At 60.7% G+C, this 17840-nt stretch carries 28 protein-coding genes and 6 pseudogenes; 16 read left to right on the top strand and 18 right to left on the bottom strand.

Annotated features, from left to right (window positions below; genetic code table 11):
- Window positions 1-638 precede the first annotated feature (638 nt).
- The 4 genes and pseudogenes from ACTBDU_RS01425 to ACTBDU_RS01440 all read left to right on the top strand — a co-directional run.
- Window positions 639-731, top strand: a pseudogene (locus tag ACTBDU_RS01425) (hypothetical protein); the annotation flags it as partial.
- A 50-nt stretch (window positions 732-781) separates the two neighbouring features.
- A pseudogene (locus ACTBDU_RS01430) lies at window positions 782-2012 on the top strand (hypothetical protein); the annotation flags it as partial.
- Window positions 2013-2305: 293 nt separating this feature from the next.
- Window positions 2306-3487, top strand: coding sequence for a M20 aminoacylase family protein (locus ACTBDU_RS01435; protein WP_438805284.1), 1182 nt, complete (start codon window positions 2306-2308; stop codon window positions 3485-3487).
- A gap of 110 nt (window positions 3488-3597) precedes the next feature.
- Window positions 3598-5055: an AMP nucleosidase gene (locus ACTBDU_RS01440; RefSeq protein ID WP_438805285.1), complete on the top strand. Its 1458-nt coding sequence runs from the start codon at window positions 3598-3600 to the stop codon at window positions 5053-5055.
- Window positions 5056-5099: 44 nt separating this feature from the next.
- On the opposite strand, the gene ACTBDU_RS01445 is transcribed toward ACTBDU_RS01440, so the two are convergent.
- The 3 genes from ACTBDU_RS01445 to ACTBDU_RS01455 form a co-directional block, all read right to left on the bottom strand.
- The gene (locus ACTBDU_RS01445; protein WP_438805286.1) at window positions 5100-5333 is read right to left on the bottom strand and encodes a LysR substrate-binding domain-containing protein; all 234 of its coding nucleotides are present in this window, start codon (window positions 5331-5333) and stop codon (window positions 5100-5102) included.
- Between the two features lie 73 nt (window positions 5334-5406).
- On the bottom strand, window positions 5407-5553 hold the full coding sequence (locus ACTBDU_RS01450) for a hypothetical protein (protein ID WP_438805287.1): 147 nt from the start codon (window positions 5551-5553) through the stop codon (window positions 5407-5409).
- A complete protein-coding gene (locus ACTBDU_RS01455) occupies window positions 5554-5922 on the bottom strand; it encodes a LysR family transcriptional regulator (RefSeq protein ID WP_438805288.1) in 369 nt (122 codons plus the stop codon).
- 166 nt (window positions 5923-6088) lie between these two features.
- On the opposite strand from ACTBDU_RS01455, the pseudogene ACTBDU_RS01460 reads away from it, so the two are divergent.
- From ACTBDU_RS01460 to ACTBDU_RS01505, 10 genes and pseudogenes are all read left to right on the top strand, one after another.
- Window positions 6089-6824: pseudogene (locus ACTBDU_RS01460) on the top strand (zinc-binding dehydrogenase).
- 475 nt (window positions 6825-7299) lie between these two features.
- Entirely contained in the window at window positions 7300-7659 is a 360-nt protein-coding gene (locus ACTBDU_RS01465; protein ID WP_438805289.1) for a helix-turn-helix domain-containing protein, read from the top strand.
- Window positions 7605-8036, top strand: a complete 432-nt coding sequence (locus ACTBDU_RS01470; protein WP_438805313.1) for an IclR family transcriptional regulator domain-containing protein — start codon at window positions 7605-7607, stop codon at window positions 8034-8036. Before ACTBDU_RS01465 ends, ACTBDU_RS01470 begins: the two co-directional genes overlap by 55 nt.
- Window positions 8029-8298, top strand: a complete 270-nt coding sequence (locus tag ACTBDU_RS01475) for a hypothetical protein (protein WP_438805290.1) — start codon at window positions 8029-8031, stop codon at window positions 8296-8298. The genes ACTBDU_RS01470 and ACTBDU_RS01475 overlap by 8 nt, the downstream gene beginning before the upstream one ends.
- A gap of 60 nt (window positions 8299-8358) precedes the next feature.
- Window positions 8359-8538 carry a hypothetical protein gene (locus tag ACTBDU_RS01480; RefSeq protein ID WP_438805291.1) on the top strand — a complete coding sequence of 60 codons (180 nt, stop codon included), beginning with the start codon at window positions 8359-8361 and terminating at the stop codon, window positions 8536-8538.
- Between the two features lie 286 nt (window positions 8539-8824).
- A complete protein-coding gene (locus ACTBDU_RS01485) occupies window positions 8825-8968 on the top strand; it encodes a hypothetical protein (protein ID WP_438805292.1) in 144 nt (47 codons plus the stop codon).
- Window positions 8965-9102 (top strand): hypothetical protein, encoded by a 138-nt coding sequence (locus ACTBDU_RS01490; RefSeq protein ID WP_438805293.1) that lies wholly within the window; start codon window positions 8965-8967, stop codon window positions 9100-9102. Before ACTBDU_RS01485 ends, ACTBDU_RS01490 begins: the two co-directional genes overlap by 4 nt.
- Window positions 9102-9458 carry an MFS transporter gene (locus tag ACTBDU_RS01495; RefSeq protein WP_438805314.1) on the top strand — a complete coding sequence of 119 codons (357 nt, stop codon included), beginning with the start codon at window positions 9102-9104 and terminating at the stop codon, window positions 9456-9458. The genes ACTBDU_RS01490 and ACTBDU_RS01495 overlap by 1 nt, the downstream gene beginning before the upstream one ends.
- Before the next feature lie 60 nt (window positions 9459-9518).
- Window positions 9519-9689, top strand: coding sequence for a hypothetical protein (locus ACTBDU_RS01500; protein ID WP_438805294.1), 171 nt, complete (start codon window positions 9519-9521; stop codon window positions 9687-9689).
- Window positions 9690-9815: 126 nt separating this feature from the next.
- Window positions 9816-10136 (top strand): hypothetical protein, encoded by a 321-nt coding sequence (locus ACTBDU_RS01505; protein ID WP_438805295.1) that lies wholly within the window; start codon window positions 9816-9818, stop codon window positions 10134-10136.
- A gap of 34 nt (window positions 10137-10170) precedes the next feature.
- On the opposite strand, the gene ACTBDU_RS01510 is transcribed toward ACTBDU_RS01505, so the two are convergent.
- The 3 genes and pseudogenes from ACTBDU_RS01510 to ssuC all read right to left on the bottom strand — a co-directional run.
- A complete protein-coding gene (locus ACTBDU_RS01510; RefSeq protein ID WP_438805315.1) occupies window positions 10171-10524 on the bottom strand; it encodes a hypothetical protein in 354 nt (117 codons plus the stop codon).
- Window positions 10525-10956 (bottom strand): annotated as a pseudogene (locus tag ACTBDU_RS01515) (ATP-binding cassette domain-containing protein); the annotation flags it as partial.
- A 24-nt stretch (window positions 10957-10980) separates the two neighbouring features.
- Window positions 10981-11719, bottom strand: a pseudogene (ssuC, locus tag ACTBDU_RS01520) (aliphatic sulfonate ABC transporter permease SsuC); the annotation flags it as partial.
- A 519-nt stretch (window positions 11720-12238) separates the two neighbouring features.
- Here ssuC and ACTBDU_RS01525 point away from each other — a divergent pair.
- Window positions 12239-12436, top strand: a pseudogene (locus tag ACTBDU_RS01525) (siderophore-interacting protein); the annotation flags it as partial.
- A gap of 29 nt (window positions 12437-12465) precedes the next feature.
- Entirely contained in the window at window positions 12466-12882 is a 417-nt protein-coding gene (locus ACTBDU_RS01530) for a siderophore-interacting protein (protein ID WP_438805296.1), read from the top strand.
- 71 nt (window positions 12883-12953) lie between these two features.
- On the opposite strand, the gene ACTBDU_RS01535 is transcribed toward ACTBDU_RS01530, so the two are convergent.
- The 12 genes from ACTBDU_RS01535 to ACTBDU_RS01590 all read right to left on the bottom strand — a co-directional run bounded on the left by ACTBDU_RS01535 (window position 12954) and on the right by ACTBDU_RS01590 (window position 17714).
- Window positions 12954-13379, bottom strand: coding sequence for a hypothetical protein (locus ACTBDU_RS01535; protein WP_438805297.1), 426 nt, complete (start codon window positions 13377-13379; stop codon window positions 12954-12956).
- 31 nt (window positions 13380-13410) lie between these two features.
- Window positions 13411-13803, bottom strand: a complete 393-nt coding sequence (locus ACTBDU_RS01540) for a hypothetical protein (RefSeq protein WP_438805298.1) — start codon at window positions 13801-13803, stop codon at window positions 13411-13413.
- A gap of 237 nt (window positions 13804-14040) precedes the next feature.
- The gene (locus ACTBDU_RS01545; RefSeq protein ID WP_438805299.1) at window positions 14041-14241 is read right to left on the bottom strand and encodes a hypothetical protein; all 201 of its coding nucleotides are present in this window, start codon (window positions 14239-14241) and stop codon (window positions 14041-14043) included.
- Window positions 14242-14255: 14 nt separating this feature from the next.
- Window positions 14256-14642 (bottom strand): hypothetical protein, encoded by a 387-nt coding sequence (locus ACTBDU_RS01550; RefSeq protein WP_438805300.1) that lies wholly within the window; start codon window positions 14640-14642, stop codon window positions 14256-14258.
- Window positions 14643-14799: 157 nt separating this feature from the next.
- On the bottom strand, window positions 14800-15000 hold the full coding sequence (locus ACTBDU_RS01555; protein ID WP_438805301.1) for a hypothetical protein: 201 nt from the start codon (window positions 14998-15000) through the stop codon (window positions 14800-14802).
- Window positions 14963-15283: a FimD/PapC C-terminal domain-containing protein gene (locus ACTBDU_RS01560; protein WP_438805302.1), complete on the bottom strand. Its 321-nt coding sequence runs from the start codon at window positions 15281-15283 to the stop codon at window positions 14963-14965. Before ACTBDU_RS01560 ends, ACTBDU_RS01555 begins: the two co-directional genes overlap by 38 nt.
- Window positions 15284-15328: 45 nt before the next feature.
- Window positions 15329-15499, bottom strand: a complete 171-nt coding sequence (locus tag ACTBDU_RS01565; RefSeq protein ID WP_438805303.1) for a hypothetical protein — start codon at window positions 15497-15499, stop codon at window positions 15329-15331.
- Window positions 15496-15819: a hypothetical protein gene (locus ACTBDU_RS01570; protein ID WP_438805304.1), complete on the bottom strand. Its 324-nt coding sequence runs from the start codon at window positions 15817-15819 to the stop codon at window positions 15496-15498. Before ACTBDU_RS01570 ends, ACTBDU_RS01565 begins: the two co-directional genes overlap by 4 nt.
- Window positions 15809-16099 carry a hypothetical protein gene (locus ACTBDU_RS01575; protein ID WP_438805305.1) on the bottom strand — a complete coding sequence of 97 codons (291 nt, stop codon included), beginning with the start codon at window positions 16097-16099 and terminating at the stop codon, window positions 15809-15811. Before ACTBDU_RS01575 ends, ACTBDU_RS01570 begins: the two co-directional genes overlap by 11 nt.
- Window positions 16100-16300: 201 nt before the next feature.
- Entirely contained in the window at window positions 16301-16912 is a 612-nt protein-coding gene (locus tag ACTBDU_RS01580) for a fimbria/pilus outer membrane usher protein (RefSeq protein WP_438805306.1), read from the bottom strand.
- A complete protein-coding gene (locus tag ACTBDU_RS01585) occupies window positions 16885-17406 on the bottom strand; it encodes a hypothetical protein (RefSeq protein ID WP_438805307.1) in 522 nt (173 codons plus the stop codon). The genes ACTBDU_RS01580 and ACTBDU_RS01585 overlap by 28 nt, the downstream gene beginning before the upstream one ends.
- Window positions 17407-17408: 2 nt before the next feature.
- Entirely contained in the window at window positions 17409-17714 is a 306-nt protein-coding gene (locus ACTBDU_RS01590) for a hypothetical protein (RefSeq protein WP_438805308.1), read from the bottom strand.
- Window positions 17715-17840 lie beyond the last annotated feature (126 nt).

Consider the following 17840-nt stretch of genomic DNA (forward strand, 5'->3'; position numbering starts at 1 on the left):
CGTCCGGAACGCCTTCCCCGGCGCCTGTGACTGTTTATCTTTGCGACACCTGAACTGGGCGCACCGTTGACGGCGGTATTGCGTTAACGATCCTTTTCCCTGCCGTTGGCCCCGCTTTTCTGGCGGGCATCGACATTGATAAGCAGGAACAGTCTATGACAAAGATAACGGGCAAACGGCCGGGCGCCGTCTATTTCGTGCGGCCTCTGGGAAGACTGATAGCGTTAATCGGTCTCACCCTGACGGCGGCGGGAGGCTATCTAGCCACGCAGGGTGGCAGTCGGTATTTTTTCTGTTTATGGGGCTGATGCTGACGGTGGCCGCGGATCTCCTAATCGGTTTGCAGCCGGCGGGTGCCTGGGTCTATGCGCTGGCGTTCCTGCTGACGCTGTGCTGGGCCGTCTGGGAGGCGGGTCTAAGTTTTTGGCCGCTGTTCTCGCGGCTTTATATGTTCGGCGTATTGGCTCTGCCGGTAACACTGGCTTACCCGCCACTCAAAGCCCGCCAGGGCGACACCGGTTCCCATCGCGCCTGTTATGGTCTGGGGGCGCTGCTGGCGCTCTGCCTAACTGCCAGTCTGGGGTACCCTGGTACCGACACCGATAGTCAGCCTGCGGCAGGCGGTACCGGTCTACTCCGTGCCACCGAGCGCCGAGCAGAAAAATTGCCTGCATTGGGGCAACACCAGCGCCGGCGATCGTTTCGCCGCGCTGGACCAGATTACCAAAGCCAACGTGAAACACCTGCACGTGGCGTGGGTAGCGCATACCCGGCGACATCCCCCCTTAGCAATGGCGCCGGCGCGGAAGACCAGAACACCCCGCTGCAGGTGGGTGATACGCTGTATGTCTGCACCGCCTACGGTAAGGTACTGGTCCTGGCGGCTGACAGCGGTAAAACGCGTTGGCGTTTCGATCCGTTGGCCAGCGCGCCCAATTGGCAGCGCAGCCGTGGTCTTGGTTATTACGCCAACGACGCGGCGGCTGCGCAGGCGGCACCCGACGCTACAGCCACCGCCGCAATGCCCCGTCGTGGCCCCGACGCCCGCGGCTACGGCGGGCCGCCAACGCCCGGCGCAGCGTCAGCGGTCTGCGCGCGCCGTTTGTTTCTGCCGACTAATGACGCACGTCTTATCGCGCTGGATGCCGAAACCGGCCGGCCCTGCGCCGACTTTGGCAACGACAGCATCGTGGATCTGACCATCGGCATGGGCGAAATTAAACCCGGCTATTACCAGCAAACCTCCGCTCCGCTGGAGGTGGGCGATCGGGTGGCGAAGGTGGAAGAGCGCGCCGTGCCCGGTGGGCAACACGCCGGACGAGCGTTACGCCCCCACGCAACCCTTTTCCGTCGGCATGGCGAATACTGGTAACCAGACCTTGACTGAAGCGGACATGTGGGGCGCCACGCCCCTCGACCAGCTGCTGTACCACATCGCCTTTAGAGGCATGCGCCATCAGGGCGTGTACACCCCGCCAGGACGCGATCGCGCGTTGCAGTTCCCCGGCTCGCTGGGCGGCATGAACTGGGGCAGAGTCGCGCTGGATCCGCATAATGCGCTCACCTTCGTCAACGATATGCGCCTGGGGCTGGCGAACGCCCTGGTCGAACGCGACAAGGTACCCCAGGGGACTAGCGTGATCGAAATGGGGCTGGTGCCGCAGGCGGGCACGCCCTATGGCGCGGTGCGTGAGCGTTTTCTGTCGTTGCTCGGTATCAAAATGCACCTGCCGATGGCGGTGGGATTGCCGACGCTAGGCCCCAACCTGGTCACCCAGTCCGGCCTGCTGTTCTTTGCCGGTACGCAGGATTATTATCTGCGCGCGTTTGATACCACGACCGGCAAGGTGGTGTGGCGCGCCCGTTTGCCGGTGGGCAGCCAGGCCGGCCCGATAACCTATGTGTCGCCGACGACCGGCAGGCAATATATCGTCATTTCCGCCGGCGGTGCGCGTCAGTCGCCGGATCGTGGTGATTACGTCATCGCCTATGCGTTGCCCGATAATCCTTGATCGCGACGAGGGTGTTACCTGATACCCCTTCATCGCGACGAAGGCGTTATCGCCCGGGCGTTGCCCGATAACCCTTCAAAGGCAGGCAAGCGCCCGGGCTGGCAAAGGGTCGGCCCCCTTTCTCCCGGACCGGCTCAGGTGCAGCGCCGCAGCGAACGCTGGCGGGGGCGTATCGGAGTGGGCATGGCGCCGGTGGCGGGAAAGTCACGCGCTTGCCTGCACTTAGTGATGTGTTCCCCCGAAGGAAAATGGTAAACTCAGAACACCTTATCGCCTGCCAAACACCTATCGTAATGAATAACAAGTTGAAATTAACTGAAGTCGCCGAGCTGGCCCCGCTGCATGAAACCATGACCACGCTGCGCCGTCATTTGCACCAACATCCGGAGCTGTCCAATGAAGAGCAAGCCACTGCGGCGCTGGTGGCGGAAAAACTTCATGTCTGGGGTTATCAGGTGACCACCGGCATCGGCGGCCACAGCGTGGTGGGCACGCTGCGCGTGGGCAGCGGTCAACGCGCGATCGGTCTACGCGCCGACATGGATGCACTGCCGATTGAAGAAACCAGCGGCGTGCCCTACGCCAGTCAGACGCCGGGCAAAATGCACGCCTGCGGCCACGATGGTCATACCGCGATGCTGTTGGGAGCCGCTTGCCATCTGGCGCAAACGCGCAACTTCTCGGGCACCTTGAATCTTATCTTCCAACCCGCCGAGGAAATCGGTTTCAACAGCGGCGCCGAGCGCATGATTGAGGACGGCCTGTTCGCGCGTTTTCCCTGCGATGCGGTCTTCGGCATGCACAATCATCCCGGTTATCCCAGCGGCACTCTGATGTTCCGCGACGGTCCTTTTATGGCCGCCTGCGATACGGCGTACATCACCGTACACGGGAAAGGGGGTCATGCGGCACGCCCGCAGATGGCGGTGGATCCGATTGTGGCGGCCAGCAGTCTGGTCATGGCGCTGCAAACGCTGGTGGCGCGCAATACCGATCCCTTTGCCGCCGCGGTGGTCACCATCGGCGCATTCAACGCAGGCCAGGCGCCGAACGTCATCCCGCATAGCGCCCGGCTAGCGCTCAGCGTACGTACGTTCGACGCCGATGTGCGTCGCGCGCTCGAAGCGCGCATTCTCAGCCTGGTGGAACAGCATGTGGCGGGATTCGGCGCACTCGCGGAAATCGAGTACATCCCGGGATACCCGGTGCTGATTAACCAGCCTGAGCAAACCAAATTCGCCTGTCAGGTGGCGCGTGACCTGCTGGGAGACGCCCAGGTCATCACGCCGTTACCTGCCATTGCCGGTAGCGAAGATTTTGCCTATTTCCTGCAACAATGTCCCGGCTGTTTTCTGCGTATCGGCAACGGCGACAGTGCAATGCTGCACCAGGCCGCCTATGATTTTAACGATGAGAATCTGGTGGTCGGCGCCGCATATTGGTCGCGGCTGACGGAGCGGTATTTGCAGGAATAATCCATCGCAAGATGCCGCTTTTGCGGCGCATGCGGGCACCGCATGCATAACCCGAGGTCCGGCACGGCTTACGGTACCCGCCTCTTTTTTTTGCTGCCCTAGGAGGCGTGATGTCTGTCACTCCCGGAATTCATCTCACCGCCAACCAGGCGCTGGACAAACTGGAACGGCTGCACCTGGAGGCGGTCAGCGCCCTGCGCACCGCCATCCAGCGCTTTATCGAGGACGGTACGCTGCCTGACCGGGAAGCGCGCGCCCGTGGCCTATTCGTCTACCCCCAACTGCGCGTGCATTGGGACGGCGTGGCGCACGCGCAGGCCAAAACCCGCGCCTACGGCCGCTTTACCCGCCCCGGCAGTTATCTCACCACCATCACACGGCCTCAGCTGTTCCGCGCCTATCTGGCTGAGCAATTGGCGATGCTGGAAGGCGAATATGACGCCACGATAGAAGTGACAGCGTCACGACAGGAAATTCCTTTCCCCTATGTCATCGACGGCGCCAATCTGGCCCTCGACCGTTCTATGAGCGCCGGCATCGCGCAGTATTTTCCGACCACCGAATTGGCGAAAATTGGCGATGAAACCGCCGATGGACTGTTTCAAACCGGCAACCGTTTCCCGCTATCCCACTTCGATGCGCTGCGCACCGATTTTTCGCTGGTGCGGCTGCGGCATTATACTGGCACGCCGGCAGAACATTTTCAGCCCTACGTCCTGTTCACCAATTACACCCGCTATGTGGACGAATTTGTCCGCTGGGCCCGCCAGCAGATAGACGACCCGGACAGCCCGTATGTCGCCCTGTCGTGCGCCGGCGGCAATCTGTTAACCGGCGACGCCGGGCCGGTGGAAGATGAAGTGTCGGATCTGGCCTGGAAAAACCATCAAATGCCCGCTTATCATCTGATCGACCGCCACGGTCAGGGCATTACGATGGTCAATATTGGCGTCGGCCCCTCCAACGCCAAAACGATTTGCGATCATCTCGCGGTACTGCGCCCGCATGCCTGGCTGATGATCGGGCATTGCGGCGGGCTGCGCGAAAGTCAGACCATCGGCGACTACGTGCTGGCGCACGCCTACCTGCGCGATGATCATGTGCTGGATGCCGTGTTGCCGCCGGATATCCCGATTCCTAGTATTGCCGAAGTCCAGCGTGCGTTGTTTGACGCCACCAAAACGGTCAGCGGCATGGCCGGCGAAGAGGTGAAGCTACGGCTGCGTACCGGCACCGTGGTCACCACCGACGATCGCAATTGGGAACTGCGCTACTCCGCCTCAGCACTGCGTTTCAATCTCAGCCGCGCGGTGGCGGTAGATATGGAAAGCGCCACAATTGCGGCACAGGGTTATCGTTTCCGCGTGCCCTACGGCACGCTGTTGTGCGTTTCCGATAAGCCGCTGCACGGGGAAATCAAATTACCCGGACAGGCTAATCGGTTTTACGAAGGCGCCATTTCTGAGCATTTGCAGATAGGCATTTGCGCCATCGGCCAGCTGCGCGAAGAGGGTGACAAACTGCATTCACGCAAGTTGCGCACCTTTAACGAGCCGCCGTTCCGCTGATAGCCCCGTCCTTGCCGTCAGTCGGCCAGCAGCGCCGCCGACCGCTAACGCAGAAAAACCAGTAAGTGTTGTACCGTCGGCGTCAACAGCGAGCGATGCGCGCACACCAGCTGCAGAGGTGCAGGCTCGCAGGCGGCAGGAAAGATTTCGCGCAGCCGCCCGGCGCGGATGTCCGCCAGCAGGTCAAGGCGGGATTTATAGACTATGCCCTGCCCCGCCACCGCCCAGCGCCGGACCAGATCGGCATCGTCGCTGGTGCGATCGCCCTTGACGACCACGGTCTGAATCCCGTGTGGTAAATGAAACTGCCAGCGTTCGTAAGTAATATCGCCCCAAAAATAGCGCGGGCAATTAAATTATGTTGACTGAGCGCCTGAGACGCCGCAGGTCCGCCACCAGCGGCAGAGCCAGCAGCGAAGAATCCATCAGCGCGCCGTAGCGGATGGCCGCATCCAGCGGCTCACACACCAGCTCCGCGGCCCGATCGCTAATGCTCAACTACACGCTCACCCGCGGATAGCGTTGCTGAAATTCATCTAGCCAGAGCAGCAACATCCGGCGGCTAAAATCTGACGGGGCCGAAAGGCGCAGCGGCCCTGCAATCTCATCCTGTCTTAGGGCCAGCGCCTGCTGGCCCTGGGCCATGGCATCCAGCGCCGCACGCGCGTGCGGCAAATAGCGCTCGCCCGCTTCCGATAGCCGTAGGTGCCGGGCGTTACGCACAAACAACCGCGTCCCGATCGCCCGCTCAAGACGCATCACGGCACCGCTGGCGTAGGCCGGGGTGATATCCAGCTGGCGCGCGGCCAGTGAGAAACTGCCGGCAGCGGCGGTTTGCACAAAAACGCGCAGATCATCAAGACACATGATTTTCGTCATTTTTGGGAAAGTCTTTGGCAATATACCCCTGTTTTTTCCTATTGCTATCGGGCAGTCTAGGTTGAGTTATCGTTAATGCCGCCCCTTAGACGCGGCGGATGAACCCCCGTCTTAGGAGAAATGCCTTATGCACTCCTTTGATTTTTATTAACCGCTGCCGATAACCGCCCCTGACGCGCTGGTTGAGCTGGACCTGCCCAAACCCACACTGGGCGACCATGACCTGCTGGTGGAGGTGAAAGCGATTGCCGTTAATTCGGTGGATGTGAAAGTTCGCGACGGCAGTACGCCGCCACAAGGCGTGACGCGCGTTCCCGGCTTGGGATGCGGCCGGGATCGTAATCGGCGCCGCCGGCGGCGCCGGCTCTATCTTGCTGCAACTGGCCCGCGCTCTCACGGGGCTTACCCTGGTTGCCACCGCCTCACGGGCCGAAATGCGCCGCTTGGGTACGGGATCAAGGAGGGCATGCGGTCATTGATTATAGCCAACCCTAAGCACCGCAGCTTACGCAACAGGGCATCACCCATGTCAGCAATGTCATTGGTCTGAATCACACCGCAAGCTATATTCCGCAGATTATCGAGGCGCTGGCGCCGGAGGGGCAGCTGGCCCTGATTGACGATCCGCAGCAATTTGATATTGTCCCGTCCAAAAGCAAATTCCTTAGCGTGCACTGGGACCTGATGTTTACCCGTTCCCTGTATCATATACTGCGACGCAGGAACGGCAACATACTCTGCTGCGACGGGTAGCCGAGCTGGTGGATCAGGGCGTGATACGCACCACCCTGACCCGCCGCTTTGACGGTGTCAATCTGGATAACCTGCGCCGGGCGCATACGCTGCTGGAACAGGGCGCCACCCGCGGCAAGATCGTGCTGGTGCGGTGAGTAGACCGCCGTCGGCCATAGCGCTCGTCAGCGCTGACGGCGCTACGGCCAACCGGCGACTAGCGGCCTGCGGGATAAGCGCCCGGGGCGTCGCGTTGCTCAAGACCGGCGGCGCGCCGACGCACCTGTAGCGGCGGGAAAGATGTTTCGCCGCACCGCAAGCGTGCCGCAGCCAACGCCCTAAATCACCGCCGCGAACTCGCTCTCCTGCGCGGCGAATTTCCCTTAACCTCTTTTCTGGCTCTCCTTCAACCTTATCCGATGCTTCATCGCCTGCGTCACATTCCCTTTTGCGTCGCGGCGGATGTCCCGTACCGCCGCTCGCTTTACCGTCCCGGCGCAATGCGGCAAACATCATAAATTTGAATGCAAATAATTACATTATAATGACTTTCACGCAACACAACAGTTACAAACGTCACATGGACAGTAAAATAGAAACAGCGTTCCTTATGGCGGGACAGTGGGGAAACACATGAAATCATTGCGCAATGCGTTACGTATACTCGACGCGTTCAGTCTTGAGCGGCCGGTCTGGGGAGTACGCGAACTGAGTCAGTACAGCGGGCTGTCTCCTTCCGTGGTGCAGCGGGCGCTAACAACCTTCCGCGACGGCGGTTTTTTGCAACAATGTCCGCATAGCAAGCGTTACGAGCCGGGGGCACGGTTTTGGGAATACGGCCAGATTTTCCGCTCACGGCGGCGCCTGGACGATATTATCGCCCGCGAACTCCGTGCGTTGGCGGACGTGTCAGCGGCGAAATCGCCTAGTTTACTGTACTGGATAATGAACAGGCGCTGCGCGTGCAGGTGGCACAGAGCGCCCGCGCCGTGATTATTGCCATCCGCAGCGGTGAACGCAGCACCCCGCTGTCGCTCGGTTCGCGCAGTAAAATCATGCTGGCTTTCTTGGCGCAGGCGCAGCGTGCGCGCTTGGTTGAACAGTCCACGCCGTCCGCCGCCCAACCGCGGCGGCGTGGCGCCCTGGACTTTATTCGACGCGAGGGGTGGTGGCTGTCGCGCGGCGAACGCCTGGAAAACGTAACCGGTCTGAGCGTCCCGCCGTTTAACGCCGGGGGAGAGGTCTTTGCCTCATTGACGCTCGGTGGCCCGACCGACCGCCTGCCGGAAGACGTGACAACGTCATACCTTCCCCACCTACTTACCGCCCGCCGCGCCATTGCCGCGGGCTGGCACACTCTCAATGGATGATATGACAGACAAGATGACGTTATCGGCCGCCTATACCCTGCGGGAAATGAAATCGTTTTATCTTGGCGCACCGCCGCACACCGTCGCGGGCGCCGATGTCAGCGACTGTGTGCTGGCGCCCGGCGGCGTACCGGTCAGTATCGACCCTAACGGTACCACAAACGTGGGCCAGGCCTGGCTGCAGTATTTCCTGCCGGCCGCGGCGGAACGCAGCCTGCCGTTAAGCTTTTGGCAGGGCAGATCACTCACCGACGCGATGTGAGAAACCACTCCGGACGGCCGCGAAGGCTGGCTGCATTATTTTCTGCGCCACGGCTGGGCAGTGTATAACGTCGACGCCGTCGAGCGCGGCCGGGCCGGTTGGGAGCCGCGCGATCCGCATTTCGCCTCGTCGGCGATTTTGCGCACCGCCGAGGACATCTTCTACCAGTTTCGCATCGGTTCCCGCGTACAGGGCGTGACGCCCGATGCCCTCCAGGCCGCCGCCGATCCCCATTGCTAATTCCTGCTCGCCGCTTTCGAGCACTCTCTATGTGCCAAGTGGTGCCGCGCTGGGCCACGACAAATGATCTGATCCTCGCCGCCTATTGCCGGCTGCTGGACCGGATAGGTCCCCAGATCATCATCGCCCATTCCCAGGGCGCCGTATTCGTGCTGCGCGCCGCAGCCCGCCGGCCCCCCGGACAGGGTCAAGGCCATTGTCGCCATCGAACCCGCGCAGGGTGGCGTGGTGAGGAGGCGTTGGCTGATGGACATTCCCGGCGCAAGCCGCCCCGATGATGGAAACAATGACGATGGAAAATGTGAACGAACTTGAAACTGCTACCCTGCGAAAAGCCGCGCTGCGGCTAATGCCCTTATTGACCCTGGGTCATTTTCTGGCGTCGCTGGATCGCGTAAATGTGGGCTTTGCCCGCCCTGCATGCAAATGAACGACGATGTCGGTCTGTCCGCGGCGGCCTTCGGTCTCGGCGCCGGACTCTTTTTTGTTGCCTACTGCTTTCTCGCCGTGCCCTGCAACGTGATGATGGTTAAGGGGGCGCCCGTCGCTGGTTATCGCTGGTGATGGTAGCCTGGGGCGTGATTTCCAGCGGGATGGCGCTGGTGCAGGGGCCCTGGTCGTTCTACATTCTGCGTTTTTTACTGGGGATCGCTGAAGCGGAGTTCCTTCCCGGCGTTATTTACTTTTTTACCCTGTGGTTTCCCAAGACCGTGCGCGGACGGATGGTCGCTGTCCTGATGACGGCGCTGCCGCTGAGCAGTGTACTCGGCTCGCCCGTCTCCGCCGCCCTGCTGTTAACCAATGGCATTCTGCACCTGCGCGGCTGGCACTGGCTGTTTATTATCGAAGGGTTGCCGGCGGTGGCGCTCGGCCTGCTGGCACTGCTGATTTTGCAGCGCGATATGCAATCCGCCCGCTAGCTGACGGCGGCGCAACGCGACTGGCTGACCCGGGAACTGACTAAGCCCGGCGCGCTGGCGGTGGCAGATGTACCTCAGGTGCCGCTATGGCGTCAGCTGTTCAATAAGCACGTGTTGCTGTTGACGCTGGTGTATATGGGGGGAACCGCGGTGGCCAACGGCCTGTCGCTGCGGCAGCCGCAAATGATTAAGAGCTTTCATATGTCCACCATGCAAATCGGGCTTGCTTAACGCTATCCCGTTCGCCATCGCAAGTGTTGCGATGTATTGGTGGAACGCCCATTCGGATAAGCATCGTGAACGGACCTGGCATACCTGCCTGGCGCTGCTGTTGGGCGCCGCCGTCTGGCGGGCACGATGTGGGTGACCACCCTTGGTCCGACCATAGCGGTGTTGTGCGTGGCGATCATCGCCGCCTCAATGATCAAAGGGCCGTTTTGGGCCATGGCCACCGAGCAGTTACCGGCCCATAGCGCGGCCGTGGCGATAAGCCAAATTAACGCTTTAAATAATCTGGGGGTCTTTGCCGGCACCTGGCTTATTGGCACGATTCGCACCGCGACCGGCAGTTTTACCTACGTGCTGGCGCCGCTGGTGGCGCTGTCGCTGGCGGCCAGTCTGGTGGCCTGGCATCTGAGCCGGCACCGTCCCGTCACGCTACCGGTCAACGCCAAATAACCGCTACCGGCCGCCGCCTGGGGCGGCAGGGCCTCTACACGCCCTGGGCGTACCGCACGACGGGCGGCTGGCCGGCGGGGTGCAATATCGGCCCGAGGACTTCCGCCTCCAGCTCCGCCAACCGGGCATTACCGCGCCGCCGCGGACGCGGGACGTCCACCATGAAATCCAGCGCAATGCGCCCCTCTTCAATCAACACCACGCGATCCGCCAACGCTACCGCCTCGCTGACATCGTGGGTCACCAGCAAGACGGTAAAATTGTGCTGACGCCATAGCGATTTGATTAACGCCTGCATCTCGATGCGCGTGAGCGCATCCAACGCACCTAAGGGCTCATCCAGCAGCAGTAGCGACGGCCTGTGAATCAACGCCCGTGCTAACGCCACCCGCTGCTTTTGACCGCCGGACAGCGAGCGCCGCCGGCCACTCGGAACCGCGGCGATTTAGCCCGACCGCCGCCAGCGCCTTATCAGCCTCCCGGCGCCAGTCGCCCTTAAGCCCCACAATCCCACGTTATCGCGCACCGTTTTCCAGGGCAGCAGCGGGCGCGCATCCTGGAACATCAGACGGGTCGAGTCCCGCAGAACGTCGAGGTTGGCATTACCGGCCCGCAGCGTGCCACCATCCGGCTGTTCCAATCCGGCCAGCAGGCGCAGCAGCGTACTCTTGCCGCAGCGGCTGCGGCCCACGACCGCCACAAATTGGCCGTCGGAAATGGCGAGGTCGATCTGCCTAAGCACCTGGCGCTGGCCGTAATGCTTTTCCAACTGATTGATTTGTAGTAGCGTACCGCCGGTCATGTTTGCCGCAGAGATCATTGCTTTGTCTCCTTCTCCTGATAGGGCCGGGTGCCAACGCAGCCATACGCGCTCCAACAACAAGGTGCAAACATCGGCCAACTATGCCCAGCAGGGCATAGAGGATAATCGCCACCACCACATCAGTTTGCAAAAACTCCCGGGCGTTCATGGGCAGATAGTTAATACCCGAACTGGCGGAGATGGTTTCCACGACGATAAGCGTCAGACACATCAGCCCCAGGGAGAACCGCATCCCGACCATGATCGACGGCAGCGCGCCGGGCAAAATGACCTGACGGAACAAAGAGAAGCCGGACAACCCATAACTGCGCGCCATCTCCAGCAGGCCGCGGTCGATATTGTGTATGCCGTGGTAGGTATTCAGGTACAGAGGGAACAACGTACCGAGAGCCACCAGAAATATTTTGGCGGTTTCATCGATTCCGAACCACAGGATCACCAGCGGGATCAGCGCCAGATGGGGTACATTGCGCAGCATTTGTACCGAGGTATCCAAAAGCTGCTCGCCGGTGCGCGACAGACCGGTAATGAAACCTAGCGCCAACCCGATACCGCCGCCGATGGCAAAACCGGTAAAAGCGCGGGAGCTGCTGATGGCCAGGTTGGCCGCCAGCTCACCACTGGAGGTCAAACGCCAGAAGGTTTTGGCGATATCTACCGGTGCCGGCAAGATCTGGCTGGATAATCAGCCGGCCTGAGCCGCCCCCTGCCAGATAAGGATCAGGAAGACCGGCAGCGCCCAGGGCGCTAGAGCGTGCACGAAGCGTCCGGGTTTGGCGCGACGTGGCTGACCGGCGTGTTTTTTGCGGTGTCGAGTGGGATAATTGCCATGTTGTTTTTTACTTACCACGGTGTCCTGTCGCGCGCCTGAGCGCGGGCATACATGTTATATCCGGCGTCTTTGCCAGCGCCGCCGGGCCCGGATCACAGCAGCGGCGTGGCCGCGATTTCCCTGCCGCCGGCCCCGGCTTCGGGCCGCGGCGACAGTGATTCACTGGTATCATAGTGCGGGTGTTTAGGGGTGTGAAATTAAATTTTTCGCTAAAGTAAGCAAAAATACACTTAGCGTCTGGCCTGGCCAAGCTCGTGCATTTTCCTCTGTCGCACCGTGCGAACACCGGCCGCCGCTGCGCCGGGCGTGAGTGTTGAATGAAATCGCGAATTATTCCTATTAACTTTAAGAGATGATACAGTTGCGCGCAATCTGCAGGAGTACACGCCAGGCGAATGAAAGGAGCGACAGGTGTCATCAGGGCCATCCAGCTATAAGATTTTTGACGTGACGCTAAAAGAAAGTGTTGCGATCACCCCGTCACTGCAACGTTGTGTTTTTTACGGCGAAGACGTCGCAAACATGGCCCGCCATGCGCCCGATCAACGCATCAAGGTGGTGCTGCCGCTGGCCGGTGGCGAACCGCCCTGTCTGGTAAATAACGGCGAATGGTATCCCGCCTGGCTTGCCGAACGTCGCCCGCAGCGGCGCACCTACACCCCACCCTACGCAATGTGCGTCCCGCCCAGGGCGAGCTGGATATTGACTTTGTTCGGCACGGTGATAACGGTCCGGCTTCGCGCTGGGTCAACCACGCCTGCATCGGCGATCGCTTGCAACTTATCGCGCCCAATGCCGCCTTCGACGGCAATGGCGGCGGGTTTGAATGGTTGCCTCCGGACGGGGTGCGCCAGGTACTGCTGGTGGCGGATGAAACCGCGCTACCCGCGGCGCTGGGCATTTTGGAATTCTTGTCGGCGCAGGCATCGCCGCCGCAGGTTCAGGCTTTTTTTGAAGTGCCGCTCTGCGCCGATGTCCAAGCGCTCAATCATTATACCTTCGCCAAAATCCATCGGCTGCCGCGTGAAAAGCAGCTCCACCAGCCCCCCTATGGCCAGTCGTTGCTGATGGCGCTAGAGACCCGGCTTTAGATCCCCGACGATGCGCCGCGTACTCAGGATGAAGCGGCGCAGGGCATTCTGCGGCCTGCAGCGGGAAACCCTTAGCCTGATGGGCTATTGGTGCCACGGCCGTTGACCCCGCCGGCGGCGCTTAGCGCTACCGCCTTCCCGTCCCGACTTGCGCGGGCACGGGGTCGGTTATGTGCCAACTGCATAAACGGCGCCTCGATTTTGACGAACGTCAGGGCGCTGACGATGAAAACCTCCACAAAGACCGCAGCCAAGGCGATAACCGGCCCCCAATGGGGATATAACCAGCGGAAACTGATGGTCAACATTAGCCCGTGTAACAAATAGCTGCTGTAGCTTATGACGCCGGCGAAGAGCAACGACGGGCTGCGCAGCAGACCAAACAGGTCATTACTGCTGGCGGTGATAAGGGAAAAGACCGCAATCAGCAATACCGACAGGCCCGTGTAGGCAAAGTCAAACAGGTAAAAACTCAGACCGACGCTCGCCTGCGCCACCGCCGAGAGCCCCTGTTTCCAGACTGGCCTTCTAATGCAGCGCTGCCGTCTCGGCGTTAAAACCCCCGGGCAGGTGTGTAATGTGGCGGTCAGCATGCCGCCCACGAAGGCGTACAGAATACTGTACTGCACCGCCGTGATCGCCTGCGCCCAATGCAGCAATGCAACAGGATGACGACCGCCCCGAGCGCGACCAGTCCGCGCCGGCGTTGATGCGCCAATCCGAGTGCATAAATAAGTTGGTCATTAAAATTCCGTGATGAATAATCACGGTGGTCGCCGCCAGGTCGCGCAGGCCATTGATGATGACGAATTTGCCATCATCGGCCATTTCAGTGGCGAAGGGTTTACAGACCAGCGGGTAGAGCAACATAGAGGTGAGAAACGGGATGGCACACAGGGAGAGGTAAACGAAATCGGGCATAACAATCTCTAGCGGAAGCGAAAGCCCTTAAGCTTAGAACATGTCCGGCGTGAGCGGCAAGGCGTTCGCCGGCGCAGCATGCAATCCTCAGGCGATACACGCCGGCCCATCGGATTCCTGGGCCATCAACTGTCTGATTTAGCGCCATAAAGATAAATTTTTCAAGTTCTGTAAAGCCGTCGTTTCCGGGTGTTACCGCCCCACCGCTCTGGTTAAAAAGCCAGGTCGATCACCACGCTATCGGTGTAAATTCCCGTCGGCGGTGTCGTTTGCGTTTTGACGATTTTCGCCACGTAGTTGAACATCCGCGTCAAACCCATCGCCGGTCACGCTGACGGCGGCGGCGCTGGCCACGCGCTCTGCGCCGCTGCTACCCCAGCGCGTGTTGCCATTGGCCTGGTAGATTTCATAACTCAGCCGTTGGCGGCCGTTGGCCATGTTCCGTACATTGCCTACCGCATGAGCGCCGTTGCTAAAGCCCACCTACCGTGTAGCTGCTGCCTTTGGTACAGGTGACGAGGTGACGCTGCTGCCTTGGTGACATCGTTAAAACTGGCGACCAGCGGCGCACTGATGAAATTGAGGTTCGGCGCGGTAATGGCGATGCAATCGTTGGTGCCGATAAGCGTAACGCTTGTCGGCACCACTACCGTGCCGGCCTGCATGCTGGCAGGCAAACACGTCCCGCCGACACCGATGCTGGTGCAGATATTATATTGCGTCAGCACGTTCAATGTCCCGCTATAGGTGCCCGCCCTGACCGCGACGCCCGGCAACGTGCGCAGATACAGCGGCAAAGTAAAGTTGAGATTGCTCATGATGCCCACCAGATTGATCAACTCCTGCGATCCGTAGGTAACCGCCCCTGCCGCCCACGCTCAGCTCGGTTGCGCAATTCTCCGAGGTACAAAGCTGTACCGGCACGCCGTCGCCGCTGTTTTGCAGCACCGCGCTTCCGCCGGTGACCTGACTGGCGCCGGTCAATTGCAAACGGATCTAGTTGGACGAGAGCATCGAGGCGATACTGCCGGCGCCACAGTTAACGTGCACCTCGCCGGTCGTGGTGCTGGCCTGATTGTTAAGCACAAACGACGTCACGCTGCCGAGATTGGCGCTGCTGGCGGGCAGCGAGCAGGCAGCGTTCGCCGCGCCCCCATCATCAATGGCAAAAGCAACCAGAGTCGCAGGTCGAGTCATGGGGCGCTCCTGATGCAGGTTCAATCAGAGGGCAGCGCACGGGCCCGTAGGTTTTCAACGCATACACCACGCCGCACGGCAGCGGCAGCCGCGCCTGACAGCGCCCTCCATCCGGCGTTTGCGCCGTGATGAGGTTTTCGTCGCTAAGATTATCCAGCCAGGCCTGGCCATCCCAGCCGACAACTTCCGTCGGCTGGCCCCGTCGGGTCAATTGCGTGGCGACGGGCAGTGACTGGCCCTGACCGTCGTGCAGAATAACCAAGGCGGCGCGAAGCTTCTGCACGCCAAAATTAACGGTATAACCACTTTGTCGGCGAATGGTCAGACGCTATTCCACCCGGGAGGTGGTGATTTCCAGCGGTAAATCGAGCGTATTGATTGCATATTTCGCCGGATAATAAGCGCTAACGCCCGGCACCAGCAGATAGCCTTGGGCATTGGTGACCCCCGCCGACTGATTTTCATAACTCACTTCTACGTTGAGGTAACCGGTTTTCACCAGCGCGAAGCGCTATTATTTAACTGATTTGCGGCCAACCATTGCTCATCCATCAGCACCAGCGCACCGCTGAGATCGTTCCAGACGGTATTTTCTTCACCGTAGCCGTAAATACCGCCATCAATTTCCATCAGCGGATTGCGCCAGCCGATCATCCCCTGCCGATAATCCGCGGCGCGCCGTTGACGGGCGTAGGCGAAATCCCAACTGATACCGCCATCGGACGGCATGGCGCTGGAGAGGGTGAGCCGCTGCGCCATGCCGCCGCCAGGGGATCGCTCTACCCTAACGCTTGCATTGGACAGCGCACTAAACGGCACGATAACAGCCAGCGCCCCGCTCCATCCCCCGCCTGTACGGCGTATAGCTTCCGGAGACAAACAGGCTGGCGTCACCCCATAACGATTTACTCCACGACAGATTCCACAGTTGCGTCCGCTCCCCCTGGGCGCCGCGAATGGCAACATAGGCCGCGTCCAGGCTGCCGTAGCGGGCCAGCGACAACGTGGCGTTGTATTGTTCGCTGCGGCAGTTGAGAACTCTAGCGCGTATCGCGAAGCAAAGCGTTATCGCCGTTATCGTAAATCGCCAGATTGCCAAACCGGGCGCTACGCAGGATATGCTACGTACCAATGCTAAACATGCGATTGTTATAGCGATAGCCGAAGCCGTATTGATCCCCCTGCTCCCCCTGCTCCCCCTGCCACAGACTATGGTTCCAGGAGTGATTCACCCCCCCAGCGCGCTGAGACGCAGTTGGGTGCCCACGCCGCCCAGCGCTAGGCTGTCCGCGCCTTCCGCCTAGGTTTCCAGCGTAAGCCAGTCGGTAATGCCCCGGCGATAGCTGCCGCTGGCGACCACCTCACCGTAATAGGCACTCAGCGTGCCATATCCTTTGCGTAGCGCACCGGCGGAAAAGGAAAAATCCGCCAGTCCCGTTTCCAGCACCATGCTGGAAACGTAAAACGGCAGTGTGGTCACCACCTGCCGCCCGAGCGCGTCGGTGGTGACGATTACCGCATCGCCGGCGCCGTTGACGAACGGCAGATTATTCAGCGACCAGGGTCCGGGTTGTACCGACTCGCTATTGGTTTTAAAACCGTTAACGAACATATCGAGGGAGGTCGGCATCACCGCCGACCCGCTAAATGACGGCAGCGAGTAAGTGACCAGGTACGGTTGCAAGGCAAAATCCCGGGCGATCTGCACGCCGCCGCCCCTGATGCTGCTGCTCCAGGAGACCGACCCGGTGATCAGATCCCCCACGGTCCAGCTCAAGGCGTCATCTTCATTCTCATTGGACCAGGCGGTGTCGTAACGGATATAGCCGTTGCGGGTGCTGCTGGTGCCGCTCAGGCTGCGCTGCACGACGCCGTCATGGCTGATTATCCGAAGTCGCCAAATACGCGCCATTCGTTCCAGGCGAACGTGCGTAACGCACCGTTATAAAAACGGGTGGTATAGACATCGTAATTCAGCACCGTGCCGGTGCTGGTTCTGGCGGGATAGTGCGGCGCAGGCTGCTTGTGGGAAAACGCCTGCGCCGGCAGCCAGCCCGCCGGTACCCTCAGCTGCAACTGCTGTCGTTGTGTGTCCAAGTGCGTCTGCACGTCCGGCATGGCCGAGACATCGACCCAGTCGCCCGTCAACTTCTCCGCCGGCAAACCGGCCTGGCGCAGATCCTGAGCGCGCAGCAGATAATGCCCATGCGAAAAAGTGATCGGGACGATGAATCCGTTGTCCGCCTGATTGACAATAAGTCCTAAGGGGTATTGCTGACGCCGGCTGGCCTCGGCCGCGCTGGAGGACGGCGGCAGAACGTCCAGGGGCAGCGTGTCGGCGCCCGCGGCGCCAATGCCCGACGGCAGGATCAATAGCGGGAACAGGCCGGACCGGCAGCACCGCATCTTCACTGCGCTTGCTGTGCGCCGCTACGCCAGAGGCGATCGCGGTTGTCCAGCCGGAATTCCAACTGCTGGCCGCGAGCCAGGTTTCCCTTCAGCGGCCAACGATAGCTCGCGTGGGACAGGACATAGCCGAAGAGTTCGTCGCTTAAACGATGATGGTCGAATTGCGCCTGGCTGAGCCGCGCATGCACTGGTCCGCGGATGGTGACCTCTAAAAACGCCTTGCCGCCCTCCTCGATCACCCGCCAGCTTAACAACAATTCGCCGGCGGCGGGCGCGGCCCGCTCACCGTAAACGAACAGCGGCATGTAGTGGTCAACTAAAACTAGCCACCGCGTTAGACTGTATGTAGAACAGTCGCTCAGATTCGTTTGGAGTTAAGCCGCCGTTACACCAGTGAGGCCGGATAGCGCTGTAATACCTCGTGATGTAGC

Origin of the sequence: Sodalis sp. (in: enterobacteria) (assembly GCF_051710625.1) — a bacterium.
Taxonomy (GTDB): domain Bacteria; phylum Pseudomonadota; class Gammaproteobacteria; order Enterobacterales; family Enterobacteriaceae; genus JBPESN01.